This window comes from Pseudomonas aeruginosa, assembly GCF_001457615.1.
In the GTDB taxonomy this organism is placed as follows: domain Bacteria; phylum Pseudomonadota; class Gammaproteobacteria; order Pseudomonadales; family Pseudomonadaceae; genus Pseudomonas; species Pseudomonas aeruginosa.
Map to the genome: position 1 here is coordinate 390,661 of NZ_LN831024.1, position 12,809 is coordinate 403,469.

Sequence of the window (12,809 nt, forward strand, 5' to 3'; positions counted from 1 at the left end):
TCGCCGCTGCGCGAACGCGGGCCGTTCAGCCGGCGAGGATTTCGATGAATCGACGGTTGAAGGCCGGGATGTCTTCGGGTTTGCGGCTGCTCACCAGCTTGCCGTCCACCGCTACCTCCTGGTCCACCCAGTGGCCGCCGGCGTTGTTGATGTCGTCCTTGAGCGACGGCCAACTGGTCAGGGTACGACCCTGCACCAGGCCGGCGGAGATCAGCAGCCAGGCGCCGTGGCAGATCACCGCCACCGGCTTGCTCGCCTGTTCGGCGCGGATCGCCAGTTCCTGGGCCTTGGCCAGGCTGCGGATCTGGTCGGAATTGATCACCCCGCCGGGCAGCAGCAGGGCGTCGTAGTCGTCCAGGCTGGCGTCTTCGAAGGTGCCGTCGACGCGGAAGGCCTCGGCTGGCTGGTGATGGTTCCAGCCGTGCACCTCGCCGGCCTTGTCGGAAAGAATCCTTACCGTGGCGCCGGCGTCTTCCAGGGCTTTTTTCGGACCGGTCAGTTCGACCTGTTCGAAACCGTCGGTCACCAGGGCGGCGACGACCTTGCCGTGCAGGGATTGGGTCATGGCATGTCTCCCGATATCAGAAGGGGTATTCATTCCGACCCTGGCGGCTGCGGGAAAAGTTCCATGTCCGTTGCCTGGCGCCGCTTTTCCGGCAGAAGCCCGCCCCATGGCGGGGTTCTCCGGGTAAACTGCGCGCACCGTCAACTTTCGCCTCCGTCCTCATGGTCCAAGAACTCACCGCCGAGCAGATCCGCCAGGCCCTGCAAGGCATCAGCGTGCCGCCGCAACCCCAGATCATGGTCGACCTGCAGATGGAGCAGGTCATGCCCAATCCGGACCTGAAGAACATTGCCAGGCTGATCAGCCAGGACCCGGGCCTTTCCGGGGCTCTCCTGAAACTGGTGAACTCGCCGTTCTTCGGCCTGGCCAATCGCATCACTTCGATCCAGCGCGCGGTGAACCTGCTGGGCAGTCGTTCGGTGATCAACCTGATCAACGCCCAGTCGATCAAGGGTGAGATGAGCGACGACACCATCGTCACCCTCAACCGTTTCTGGGACACCGCCCAGGACGTGGCCATGAGCTGCCTCAGCCTGGCCAAGCGGATCGGCTACGAATCGGTGGACGAAGCCTACGCTCTCGGCCTGTTCCACAATTGCGGCATCCCGCTGATGCTCAAGCGCTTCCCGCACTACATGGCGGTGCTGGAAGAGGCCTACGCCGCCGCCAGCGACGAACGCCGGGTGGTGGACACCGAGAACCGCGTGCTGAACACCAACCATGCGGTGGTCGGCTACTACACCGCGCGCTCCTGGCGCCTGCCGGAGCACGTCTGCGAGGCGATCGCCAACCACCACAACGCGTTGTCGATCTTCGGCGACGAATCGGCACGCGATACCCAACTGAAGAACCTGCTGGCGATCCTGAAGATGGCCGAGCACATCTGCGGTTCGCACCGGGTCCTCGGCAACCAGCCGGAAGACCACGAATGGAACAGCATCGGTGCGCTGGTGCTGGACTACGTCGGGCTCACCGACTACGACTTCGAGAACCTCAAGGGCTCGATCCTCGAGCTGGGCGTCGGCCAGGGCAGCTACTGACTGGCCGCGCCGCGGCGCTTCCTGCTAAGGTGCCGCGGTCAACCGGATTGCTGCCGCCATGCCCGAACTACCCGAAGTCGAAACCACCCGCCGGGGCATCGCCCCCTACCTCGAAGGCCAGCGCGTCGAGCGCGTGATCGTGCGCGAGCGGCGCCTGCGCTGGCCGATTCCCGAAGACCTGGACGTGCGCCTGTCCGGACAACGCATCGTCAGCGTCGAGCGCCGCGCCAAGTACCTGCTGCTGGGCGCCGAGGCCGGTACGCTGATCAGCCACCTGGGCATGTCCGGCAGCCTGAGGCTGGTGGAGAGCGGCACCCCGGCCAGTCGCCACGAGCACGTCGACATCGAGCTGGCCTCGGGCATGGCCCTGCGCTACACCGATCCGCGGCGCTTCGGCGCCATGCTCTGGAGCCTGGCGCCACTGGAACACGAGTTGCTGCGCAACCTCGGCCCGGAACCGCTGACCGACGCTTTCGCCGGCCAGCGTCTGTTCGAGCTGTCGCGCGGGCGGAGCATGGCGGTCAAGCCGTTCATCATGGACAACGCGGTGGTGGTCGGGGTCGGCAACATCTACGCCAGCGAAGCGCTGTTCGCCGCCGGCATCGATCCGCGCAAGCCCGCCGGGAGCATCTCCAAGGCGCGCTACCTGCGCCTGGCGGAGGAGATCAAGCGGATCCTGGCGATCGCCATCGAGCGCGGCGGCACCACCCTGCGCGATTTCGTCGGCGGCGACGGCCAGCCCGGTTACTTCCAGCAGGAATTGTTCGTCTATGGCCGTGGCGGGGAGTTCTGCAAGGTCTGCGGCAGCACCCTGCGCGAGATCCGCCTAGGCCAGCGCGCCAGCGTGTACTGCCCGCGCTGCCAACGCTGAAGCGCCGCGCCGCGCATACTCTACCGCCACAAGAAGGGCCGCCACGGTGAGCGGCCTGCCATAAGAAAGGTGCACGATGTCCGGCAATTACCTGCCTCGCAACACCCTGGTCGAGTCGCTCGGCCATGCCATGCTGAAACTCTCCGGCTGGAAGATCGAGGGCCAATTGCCCGCGCTCGACAAGTTCGTGGTGATCGGCGCCCACCACACCTCGAACTGGGACTTCGTGGCCTTCCTTGCCGCCAAGTTCGTCCTGCGCCTGAACGCCCGCTGGTTCGGCAAGCACACCCTGTTCAACGGCCCGCTGGGCGGCCTGATGCGGCGCTGGGGTGGCATCCCGATCCAGCGCCACCTGAAGCTGAATACCGTGGACCAGGCGATCCAGGCCTTCCGCGAGCACCGCGAGTTCATGCTGATCATCGCTCCGGAAGGCACGCGCAAGAAGGTCGACCGCTGGCGCATGGGCTTCTACCACATCGCCCGTGGCGCCGGCGTACCGGTGGTGCCGGCGGCGCTGGACTACGAAAACCGGCGGATCGTCATCGGCGAACCCTTCTGGCCGACCGGCAACGAGGACGCCGACCTGTGCAGCCTGATCGGCTTCTACCGGCCGTTCATCCCGAAAAAGCCGCACTACGCATTCCTCGGCGATTGAAGGCGGTCACGCTGGCACTACCCGCAGCGCTGTTATAGTTAGGCGATATCTGCCCAACCAAAAACCAGAAAGGACCGCCTCCATGAACCTGTTTCGCACCACCGCGCTCGTGCTGGCGCTGACCACCGGGCTCTCGTCCATGCCCGCGCTGGCGGATGCCGTGCAGGAAAACGCCAGCGGCGACCCGATGTACACCGTCGAAGCGCCCCCCGCGTACGCCATGATCGGCGATCTGCTCATCGCCCGTCCCTTCCTGATCGCCGCCACGGCCGTCGGGGCGGTGGCCTTCGTGGTCAGCCTGCCGTTCACCGCGGCCAGCGGCAGCGTCGGCAAGGCCGGCCAGGCGCTGGTGGTCGATCCGGGCAAGGAAGCCTTCGTCCGTTGCCTGGGCTGCACCACCAGCGGCTATAACCACGACGAAAGCTGAGTTTCCAACGGAATGAAAAAAAGCCGGTCATCGACCGGCTTTTTGTTTTCTCGATGCATTGCAGGGGGCACGGAGATTGGGCTAAGTCTTTTCTTCCGCCACGGCAGGCGGCAGCTATAGCGCCGCATCGGCCGATGACAGATGTTCCGCACGGACCGTTCGCGGCACTTGATCGGACTCTCCGATGGTGACAGTGTCCTGCTGACCAGCAAGGTCACAAGGTCGACCAGGGGTGGCCGACCGACTCAACCAAGATAAGGATTTCGCGTATGTTCAGTCAGTGGGTGTTCCTGTCCGTCCTTGCTCTTGCCGTACCCTCGTTCGCCTGGGCGGAGGATGCGGTGTCCGACCTCGCCAAGGAGCAGTCCAAGGCCGAGCAGGGCGACAAGCGCGGCGATGAACTGTTCGCCGAATTCACCCGCCTCCGCCAGGCCGCCGAGACGGGGGAGCCGCAGGCTCTGTTCGATTTCGGCGCCTATTTCTACCAGCAACAGAACTACGCCAGCGCGCGCGAATGGTGGGGCAAGGCGGCCGCTGCGGGGATGGTCCGCGCGCAGATCCAACTGGCCATGCTCTATCGCGATGGTGACGGCGGGCCACAGGACAAGACCGAGGCGGCACGCTGGTTCCGGAAGGCCGCGGAGCAGGGGGATGCCGCCGCCCAGAATGAAATGGGCGTTCTCTACTGGAGAGGCGAAGGGGTCGACCAGGACCGGGTGAAGGCCGGGACCTGGTTCGAACGCGCGGCGGCCAGCGGTAGCGAAGACGCCGAAACCAATCTGGGATGGTTCTACCTGGACGACTCGCAAGGCGTCTATTCCGCCACTTCAGACGAGGAAGCCGCCCTGCTGGACCGTTATGCCGGCAGCCGGGAAAAGGCCTTCCAGTGGTTCTGCAAGGCTGCGACCCAGGGAGATGCCCGTGCCCAGTTCAAGGTGGGCGAGGCCTACTGGAACGGTTCCGGTGCCGGGATGAACAAGCTGCAAGCGCGGCTCTGGCTGGAAAAGGCCGCACAGCAGCAGGATGCGGATGCCATCGCCTGGTTGGAGAGCGCCGCGAACGCAGCCTGGTACACCCGCCTGGAAAACTGGATTCACGCTGCGCTGGATGGAGAGCTGTCCGGCGTCGCCGACTGCTCCGGTGCCGCCGATCGCCGGCACTCCGGCCGAGGCATGGAGGGCGCCCCGTCTGACCCGGAGGCGGTGGAAGCCAGTGCGGAGGATGCGCAGCAGGCGGTTGAAGCGGCGAGCCAGTGAGGCACGCCGCCTGGATTGCCAGCCGGACTCGTCGGCGAAATCCCTACGCGGCGCCTATCTGGGTGAGATCGTCGAACATTTTTTGAGCGCTGTCTCTCATTTGTTCAGTGCGGCCGAGGCTGCGCTTGCGCCTCCAGGGACAGAGACGAGTAGCCGATCCCGCGCGGGTCGCTGGCGGCGTCGACGCGGCCGCTGCGCTTGTCCCAGTAGAGCACCTGCTGGTTGCCGTAGCTGCGCTCCAGGCGTTTGAGCTGATAGCCGCGCCGGCGCAGTTCGGCGGCCTCGGCATCGCTGAAGGCGCGCGGTTCGTACTCGACGACGTCCGGCTTGTACTGGTGGTGGTAGCGCGGCGCGGCGACCCATTGGCCGACCGGGCGACCGTCGAAGTACTGCAGCATGGAGATCAGCACCATGCTCGGGATGCGGCTGCCGCCAGGGGTGCCGAAGGCGGCGAAGTCGGTCGGGCTTTCCAGGAAGCTCGGGCTCATGCTCGACAGCGGGCGCTTGCCGGCCGCCACCGCGTTCGCCTGGCTGCCGGCCAGGCCGTAGCTGTTGGCGCCCTGGGTGTCGGCGGCGAAATCGTCCATCTCGTTGTTCAGCACCACGCCGGTACCGGGAACGGTGAAGGCGGCGCCGAACGGCAGGTTCACCGAGAGGGTGGCGGCCACCGCGTTGCCCTGGGCATCGATCACCGCGAAGTGGGTGGTGTGGTCGCCTTCGCGCCAGGCCGGCGCCTCCGGCAGCGCCGAGCTGGGCGTGGCGCGGCGCGGGTCGATGCCGGCGGCAAGGCGCTTCAGGTAGTCCGGCGCCAGCAAACTGGGCAGCGGGTTGGCGACGAAGTCCGGGTCGCCGAGCAGGCCTCGATCGCGGTAGGCACGGCGCAGGACCTCCAGCACGTAATGGGCACGCTGTACCGGCTCGGCCTTCTGCCACGGCAGCTGTTCCAGCATCTGCAGGCTCTGCGCCAGGGCGACGCCGCCGGCCGAGGGCGGCGGTGCGCTGATCAGTTCGCGGCCGTTGGCCAGCTTCACCTCCAGCGGGCGGCGTTCGATCACCCGGTAGTCGCGCAGGTCGGCCGCGCTCCAGATGCCGCCGCCGGCGCGGACCCCGGTGAGCAGCTTGTCCGCTGTCTCGCCTTCGTAGAAACCGATCCGCCCGTAGCGCCCGAGGCGTTCCAGGGTACGTGCCAACTGCGGTTGGCGGAGCAGGTTCCATTCGTCGGGGATTCCGCCCTTGTCGAGGAAGATCCGCGCGGTTTCCGGGTCCTTGCGCATCGCTTCCAGGCGCATGGCGGCGCGGTCACGGTAGATCCGGTCGACGGATACGCCATCCACCGCCAGGCGGATCGCCGGCACCAGATTGTCGGCCAGGGGCTTGCGTCCGTAGCGGCTGCTCAATTCGACCAGCGCCGCCGGCAGGCCGGGGATCGCCGCCGCCAGCGGGCCGTCGACGGACAGCCTGGGGTCGACCTTGCCGTTGCGCCGGTACATGTCGGCGTAGGCGGCCTTCGGCGCGCGCTCGCGGGCGTCGAGGAAGCGATAGGTCGGCTGCGCGCCGGCCTGGCGCAGAAGGAAGAATCCACCGCCGCCGAGTCCCGAGCCGTAAGGCTCGGCTACCGCCAGGGCAGCGGCGATGGCCGCCGCGGCGTCGAAGGCGTTGCCGCCATTGGCCAGGGTTTCCAGGCCGGCGACGGTCGCGGCCGGATGTGGCGTGGCGACGGCGGCCTGCTGCGGTGCGTGGGCGTCGCCGCGAAAGCTGTCGGCATGCGCCGCGAGGCTGAGCAGGGACAGGCCGCAGGCGGCGACCAGGGTACGGACGGGCAGGTTCAGGAAGGACATGGCGGCTCACTGTTCAGCGGCGTTCGCGGGACGGGACCGTGAACGCCTCAGACTGGATTGCCAAGGATAGCCAAAAGCGCGTCGGACGGGGCGCGAACCGTCCCTGAAGGACAGGCGCCGGCGGGGATCAGGCCTTGCCGGTGATCTTCCGGTATTTCTCCATCAACTGGTCCTTGCTCTCGACATTGGCGTCGTCGAGGGGAATGCAGTCCACCGGACAGACCTGCTGGCACTGCGGCTCGTCGTAGTGGCCGACGCACTCGGTGCAGAGATTGGGATCGATCACATAGATTTCTTCGCCTTGCGAGATCGCGCCGTTCGGGCATTCGGGTTCGCAGACGTCGCAATTGATGCAATCGTCAGTGATTTTCAGGGACATCTAACAACTCCAACCGCGACGGACAGCCACGGCATCGGTAACGGGAATAGCGGAATTGTGCCGCATCGGCGCCCGCAGTGCACGCGGGGCGCCGACGGGAGGCCGGCGGAGAGACGCGGATCAGCGCTTGAAACGTTCCGCCAGGGCGTCTGCCACGGCCGGATGCACGAACTTGCTGATATCCCCGCCGAGAGCGGCGATTTCCCGGACCAGCGTCGAGGAAATGAAGGAATACTTCTCCGACGGGGTGAGGAACATGCTTTCCACGTCGGGGGCGAGCTGGCGGTTCATGTTGGCCAGCTGGAACTCGTACTCGAAGTCGGAAACCGCGCGCAGGCCGCGGAGGAAGACATTCGCCTTCTGCTCCTTGACGAAGTGCGCCAGCAGGGTGGAGAAGCCCACCACCTCGACGTTCGGCAGGTGCTTGGTGACCTCCTGGGCCAGCGCAACCCGCTGTTCCAGGCTGAACAGGGGGTTCTTCTTGGGGCTGGCGGCGACCGCGATGATCACATGGTCGAAAAGCCGTGAAGCACGTTCGATCAGATCGCCGTGACCCTTGGTGATGGGATCGAAGGTGCCTGGGTACAGCACTCGGTTCATCGCTACGTCCTGGCAGGGTTTCGTAAGGGAATCGGATGGTAGCGCAGGGATGCCCGTGCGGCCAAGACGCACGGGCCATCGGCCTTTAGCCCATAGGTCTGATGGCGCCGGGCCGGCTGCCGCGGCGCGCGGCCGGCCCGGCGGCGGCGGTTCAGGCCCTGGCCAGGCGTTCGGCCAGCGCGCTGGCCAGTTGCGCGGTAAGACCGTAGACCGAGAGCTGCGGGTTGGCGCCGATGCTGGTGGGGAACAGCGAGCCGTCGTGGATCGACAGGTTCCGCAGGTGGTGATGGCGGCCGAGGCTGTCGGCCACCGCCACGGCCGGGTCTTCGCCCATGGCGCAGCCGCCCATGACGTGGGCGCTGCCCAGGCGCGTGCGGTAGATCTCCAGGCGCAGGCCGTCGATGATCCCGCGCGCCTCCTGCAGGTTCTTCGCGCTACGCGCGTCGCTGTGCACCGGCCGCACTTCCCGGGCGCCGGCGGCGAACTGGATCTCCGCCATGGTATGGAAGGCACGGCGGATACCGTCCCAGGTGTAGTCGGTCATCCGGTAGTCGAGCACTGGGGTGTCGTCGCCGCGCAGGCCGACCGAGCCCTCCGCGCTGTCCGGGTGGAAGCCGTCGCGGAGCAGGGCGAGCATCATGTTGGTATGCGGTAGCTGTTCCATGCGCAGGGCGTTGTCGCTGCCGAAGCCGCCGAGCAGCACCGAGGCCAGCGACGGTTGCAGCGGCGGCACCTCCAGTTTGTAGGACATGCGTCCGGTGACACCGTCGTCCCATTGGAAATGGTCGGAGTAGATCGACTGCGGTGCGCCGTAGAAGGGGTTGATCACGCGGTCGAACAGCCCCGCGCTGAAATTCACCGTGTGCAGGAAGGTGCGCTTGCCGACCCGCTGGCTCGGATCAGGCGCCTTCGAGCGGAGAAGAATCGCCGGGGTGTTGATGCCGCCGCCGGAGAGCACGTAGTGCCTGGCCCGGACCCTGATCCGGCGGCCGTTGGGCGCCACGCAGCGCTCATCCATGCCCAGGCATTCGAGGCCCGTCACCTTGTCGCCGTCCAGCAGCAGCCGGTTGGCGCGCGCCAGGTAGAGCAGCTCGCCACCCTTGTCGAGGGTCGCCGGGATGGTGGTGACCAGCATCGACTGCTTGGCGTTGACCGGGCAGCCCATGCCGCAGTAGCCGAGGTTCCAGCAACCGAGGACGTTGCGCGGGATGACCTTCCAGTGATAGCCGAGCTTCTCGCAGCCCAGGCGGATCACGTCGTTGTTGGCATTCGGCGGCAGCGCCCAGGGCGCCACGTGCAGGCGCTGCTCCATTTTCTCGAACCAGGGCGCCATGTCCTCCGCGCTGTGGCCCTTGACCCCGTAGACCTGGGCCCAGTGCTGCAGGGTCGGTTCCGGGGTGCGGAAGCTGCTGGTCCAGTTGATCAGGGTGGTGCCGCCCACGGCGCGGCCCTGGAGGATGGTGATGGCGCCGTCCTTGCTCATCCGGCCGATGCCTTCCTGGTACAGCTCGGGGTAGGCGTCGGCCTCCTGCATCTTGAAATCGCTGCTGGTCTTCAGCGGGCCCTCTTCCACCAGCAGCACCTTCAGGCCGGCGGCGCTGAGGATTTCCGCGGTGGTGCCGCCGCCGGCGCCGGTGCCGACCACGACCACGTCGGCCTCCAGCTCCAGGTCGTCGTCCAGGCGCGAGCCGTTGTAGGTTTTCCAGCCGCGGGCGAGGCCCTCGGCGAACAGATCGGGTACAGGCATGAATGCACTCTCAGGCTAGGCGGCTTCGGGCTCTTCGTATTGTTCCGGGGGCGGCTCAAGCGATCTTCGGCGGTCCGGGGTAGCCACAATGGGCCCACGCCTCGGGGCGGGCGTACCAGGCCATCATCGCCAGTTGCATCAGCGAACTGTGGCCCATCCGCAACAGGCCGATGAAGCTGTTTTCCCAGCGCGAAAGGAATGCCCGCACGTCGTCGCCGCTGGCGTTCTCCCAACTGCCCCAGATACCGGTCAGCGGGCCACGGGTGAGCGGCAGGGCGAGCACGTCGAAGAGTTGCAGGGTGAGCTTGAACATCTCCGGGGAGAGCCGCGCCAGGTTGTGGTCGAGGCTCTGGATCGCGCCCTCCACGGCTTTCGGCATCTGCTCGGCGGAAACCGCGCCGAGCAGCATCACCGGCAGCAGCGCACGGAGGAACGGCAGGTCGGATTCGCGGACCTTTTCCAGGCCGCTCGCCGGTTTCTCCGCCGAACAGCCGGTGAGGCTGGCGGTGACGCCCGCGGTGGCGAGGAACGCGCCGCCGATCAGGCCGACTTTCATCAGGCTGCGTCGGGACAGGCCGGCGCCTTCGAGAGTGGTGTCGCTCATTGTTGTTATGTCACCTGCAGCGTAGGAATGAGGGGGCGCCGCACGCGCCCCGGTTCAGCGCACGAACAGCTTGTAGACGAGCTTCTGGATCGACTTGCCGTAGGGCGGGTAGATCATTCGCGCGGCGTTGAAGCGCGGCTTGCTGAACACGCCCTTGGCCTTGCTGAAGGTGAGGAAGCCTTCGTGGCCATGGTAGTGGCCCATGCCGGAGGGGCCGACGCCACCGAACGGGATGTCGTCCTGGGCGACGTGCAGCAGGGTGTCGTTCAGGCACACGCCGCCCGAGTGGGTCTCGTGCAGCACGCGCTGCTGTTGCGCCTTGTCGTAGCCGAAGTAGTACAGGGCCAGCGGTCGCGGGCGCTGGTTGACATAGGCCAGGGCGTCTTCCAGGCGCTCGTAGGGGATCACCGGCAGCAGCGGGCCGAAGATTTCCTCCTGCATCACTTTCATGTCGTCGCTGACGTTCAGCAGCAGCGTCTGCGGCAGGCGCCGCTGCTGGCCTTCGGCGAACAGCGGGACGAGGGTCGCGCCCTTCTCGCGGGCGTCGTCGAGATAGCCCCGGAGGCGGCCGAGCTGGCGCTCGTTGATGATTGCGGTGTAGTCGGGGTTGTCCGAAAGACGCGGGAAGAAGCCCTGGACCACCTCCTTGTACTGGCTGACGAATTCCTCGACGCGCCGGCTCGGTACCAGCACGTAGTCGGGCGCGACGCAGGTCTGCCCGGCGTTGAGGCTCTTGCCGAAGGCGATCCGCTCGGCGGCGTCCTTCATCGGCACGCTGTCGGAGACGATCGCCGGCGACTTGCCGCCCAGCTCCAGGGTGACCGGGGTCAGGTTCTCGGCGGCGGCGCGCATCACGTGCTTGCCGACGCTGGTGGCGCCGGTGAACAGCAGGTGGTCGAACGGCAGCTTGGAAAAGGCCACGCCGACGTCCACCTCGCCGAGCACCACGGCGACCTGGTCCTCGGGGAAGATCCGCGCCAGCAGGTCCTTGAGCAGGCGCCCGGTGGCCGGGGTCGACTCGCTCATCTTGATCATCACCCGGTTGCCGGCGGCGAGGGCCCCGGTCAGCGGGCCGATGGAGAGGAACAGCGGATAGTTCCAAGGCACGATCACCCCGACCACGCCCAGCGGCTGGTACACCACCTGGGCCGAGGCCGGCTGGAATTGCAGGCCGACCGCGCGGCGCGCGGGCTTCATCCATTTCTTCACGCGCTTGGCGGCGTAGTGGATGCCGTGCAGGCTGGGCATGATCTCGGCGAGCAGGGTCTCGTCGGCGGAGCGCGCGCTGAAGTCCCGGTCGATGGCCTCGATCAGTGCCTGCTGTTCCTTGAACAGCAGGTCGCGCAGGGCCTTCAGCCACTGCACGCGCTGCGTGGCGTCGGGCATCGGCTGCGCCAGGTAGGCGGCGCGCTGGCGGGCGAAGAGGGCTTCGAGCTGGTTGATTTCCTGCTGGCTCTGCTGCAGGTAGGCGATATCGGCGACCATGGGCTGGCTCCTCGGCGAAGCGTGGGCGGCTGCGTGGCCGCGCGTCTGTCGTTATGGCGGACCTGGTTCGGTCCGATGAATTTCGCTGCGTCGCTGGATTTCTAGAGTAAATACTCTAAAGTGTCAAACAGCATGCCTGCCAGCCCGGCGCTTGCGTACCCAACGAAAGGCGGGCCGGTCGCCGGCCGCCACCCCGGGGGCTGACCCGGGCGGCCGGCTTTGTGTACCTTCTACGCTGTCACGGCGGGGCGCGCCCCGCACTGTTACCCGAACGAGCCCGTCGTCCCCATGGCACCACGCATCAAGACCCGCGATCGCATCGCCCAGGCCAGCCTGGAACTGTTCAACGCCCAGGGCGAGCGCAGCGTCACCACCAACCATATCGCCACCCACCTGGGTATATCGCCTGGGAACCTCTACTACCACTACCCGAACAAGCAGGCGATCATCGCCGAGCTGTTCGCCGAGTACGAAAGCCACGTCGAGAGCTTCCTGCGCCTGCCCGAAGGGCGGGGTCTGACGGTGGACGACAAGACCTTCTACCTGGAAGCGCTACTGGCCGCGATGTGGCGCTACCGCTTCCTCCATCGCGACCTCGAGCACCTGCTGGAAAGCGACCCGGAGCTGGCGGCGCGCTACCGCGCCTTCGCCCAGCGTTGCCTGGTCAACGCCAAGGCGATCTACCGGGGCTTCACCGAGGCCGGCATCCTGCGGATGAACGAGACCCAGCTGGAGGCCCTGACCCTCAACGCCTGGATCATCCTCACCTCCTGGGTGCGCTTCCTCTGCACCACCCTCGATCTCGACGGCGACCTCAGCGAGGCGCAACTGCGTCGCGGCATCTACCAGGTGCTGGCGCTGGAGAGCGGGCACATCGAGGCGCAGGCCCAGGATGCGGTGGACGGGATTTCCGAGCGGCTCTACGTGCCGCTCTGATCGCGCAGGGTTTTCTCCAGCACCTGCTGGATGTGGATGCCGTGGCGGCGGAAGAAGGCTTCGGTACCGAGGGTGGCGTCGGTGAACAGGTAGGCGCCGCGGTGATCCTCGGCGAAGCGCCGCAGCAGGGCTGCGCCGACGCCGCTGCTCTGTGCGCCGGGCAGCACGGCGATTTCCGCCAGCCAGACGCGAATCGGTGTTTCTTCCTCGGCGCGCAGCAGGCCGACCAGGCGGCCGTCGCGTTCGGCCAGCAGGGAATACCCGGAATGCTGGTACAGCGTGCGTAGCTCGGCAGGCGGCATGCGCCGGTCCCAGCCGACCGCCGCGTGGATCGCCAGGATCGCCTCGCAGTCGGCGTCGTCGAGCATCGGGTTGTGCCGCAGCGTCAGTTCCATTCGCCCCCCTT

Annotated in this window: 14 protein-coding genes; 6 read left to right on the forward strand and 8 right to left on the reverse strand. The window is 66.9% G+C overall.

Annotated elements, in window-relative coordinates; genetic code table 11:
* Positions 1 to 25: 25 nt before the first annotated feature.
* On the reverse strand, positions 26 to 565 hold the full coding sequence (pfpI, locus tag AT700_RS01755; protein WP_023109565.1) for a protease PfpI: 540 nt from the start codon (positions 563 to 565) through the stop codon (positions 26 to 28).
* A 215-nt stretch (positions 566 to 780) separates the two neighbouring features.
* On the opposite strand from pfpI, the gene AT700_RS01760 reads away from it, so the two are divergent.
* The 5 genes from AT700_RS01760 to AT700_RS01780 all read left to right on the forward strand — a co-directional run bounded on the left by AT700_RS01760 (position 781) and on the right by AT700_RS01780 (position 4,814).
* Complete coding sequence (locus AT700_RS01760; RefSeq protein WP_003118789.1) at positions 781 to 1,605, forward strand: HDOD domain-containing protein; 825 nt, start codon at positions 781 to 783, stop codon at positions 1,603 to 1,605.
* A gap of 58 nt (positions 1,606 to 1,663) precedes the next feature.
* Entirely contained in the window at positions 1,664 to 2,476 is an 813-nt protein-coding gene (gene mutM, locus AT700_RS01765) for a bifunctional DNA-formamidopyrimidine glycosylase/DNA-(apurinic or apyrimidinic site) lyase (RefSeq protein ID WP_003102876.1), read from the forward strand.
* 76 nt (positions 2,477 to 2,552) lie between these two features.
* Positions 2,553 to 3,131, forward strand: a complete 579-nt coding sequence (locus tag AT700_RS01770) for a lysophospholipid acyltransferase family protein (RefSeq protein WP_003084450.1) — start codon at positions 2,553 to 2,555, stop codon at positions 3,129 to 3,131.
* Between the two features lie 82 nt (positions 3,132 to 3,213).
* Positions 3,214 to 3,558 (forward strand): hypothetical protein, encoded by a 345-nt coding sequence (locus AT700_RS01775; protein ID WP_003084452.1) that lies wholly within the window; start codon positions 3,214 to 3,216, stop codon positions 3,556 to 3,558.
* 269 nt (positions 3,559 to 3,827) lie between these two features.
* Complete coding sequence (locus tag AT700_RS01780) at positions 3,828 to 4,814, forward strand: tetratricopeptide repeat protein (RefSeq protein ID WP_003118791.1); 987 nt, start codon at positions 3,828 to 3,830, stop codon at positions 4,812 to 4,814.
* A gap of 104 nt (positions 4,815 to 4,918) precedes the next feature.
* On the opposite strand, the gene ggt is transcribed toward AT700_RS01780, so the two are convergent.
* The 6 genes from ggt to AT700_RS01810 all read right to left on the reverse strand — a co-directional run bounded on the left by ggt (position 4,919) and on the right by AT700_RS01810 (position 11,467).
* Positions 4,919 to 6,652, reverse strand: coding sequence for a gamma-glutamyltransferase (gene ggt / locus AT700_RS01785; protein ID WP_003121743.1), 1,734 nt, complete (start codon positions 6,650 to 6,652; stop codon positions 4,919 to 4,921).
* Positions 6,653 to 6,779: 127 nt separating this feature from the next.
* Positions 6,780 to 7,031: a YfhL family 4Fe-4S dicluster ferredoxin gene (locus AT700_RS01790; RefSeq protein ID WP_003084462.1), complete on the reverse strand. Its 252-nt coding sequence runs from the start codon at positions 7,029 to 7,031 to the stop codon at positions 6,780 to 6,782.
* A gap of 120 nt (positions 7,032 to 7,151) precedes the next feature.
* Entirely contained in the window at positions 7,152 to 7,631 is a 480-nt protein-coding gene (coaD, locus tag AT700_RS01795) for a pantetheine-phosphate adenylyltransferase (protein ID WP_003084466.1), read from the reverse strand.
* 151 nt (positions 7,632 to 7,782) lie between these two features.
* Positions 7,783 to 9,378 (reverse strand): GMC family oxidoreductase, encoded by a 1,596-nt coding sequence (locus AT700_RS01800; protein ID WP_003102870.1) that lies wholly within the window; start codon positions 9,376 to 9,378, stop codon positions 7,783 to 7,785.
* Positions 9,379 to 9,433: 55 nt separating this feature from the next.
* The gene (locus AT700_RS01805) at positions 9,434 to 9,982 is read right to left on the reverse strand and encodes a twin-arginine translocation pathway signal protein (RefSeq protein WP_034001926.1); all 549 of its coding nucleotides are present in this window, start codon (positions 9,980 to 9,982) and stop codon (positions 9,434 to 9,436) included.
* A gap of 54 nt (positions 9,983 to 10,036) precedes the next feature.
* A complete protein-coding gene (locus AT700_RS01810) occupies positions 10,037 to 11,467 on the reverse strand; it encodes a coniferyl aldehyde dehydrogenase (protein WP_003102868.1) in 1,431 nt (476 codons plus the stop codon).
* Between the two features lie 288 nt (positions 11,468 to 11,755).
* Here AT700_RS01810 and AT700_RS01815 point away from each other — a divergent pair, with 288 nt between their 5' ends.
* Positions 11,756 to 12,403 (forward strand): TetR/AcrR family transcriptional regulator, encoded by a 648-nt coding sequence (locus tag AT700_RS01815; protein ID WP_003084488.1) that lies wholly within the window; start codon positions 11,756 to 11,758, stop codon positions 12,401 to 12,403.
* Here AT700_RS01815 and AT700_RS01820 read toward each other — a convergent pair.
* On the reverse strand, positions 12,388 to 12,798 hold the full coding sequence (locus tag AT700_RS01820) for a GNAT family N-acetyltransferase (protein WP_003102866.1): 411 nt from the start codon (positions 12,796 to 12,798) through the stop codon (positions 12,388 to 12,390). The two genes, AT700_RS01815 and AT700_RS01820, sit on opposite strands and share 16 nt — an antisense overlap.
* Positions 12,799 to 12,809 lie beyond the last annotated feature (11 nt).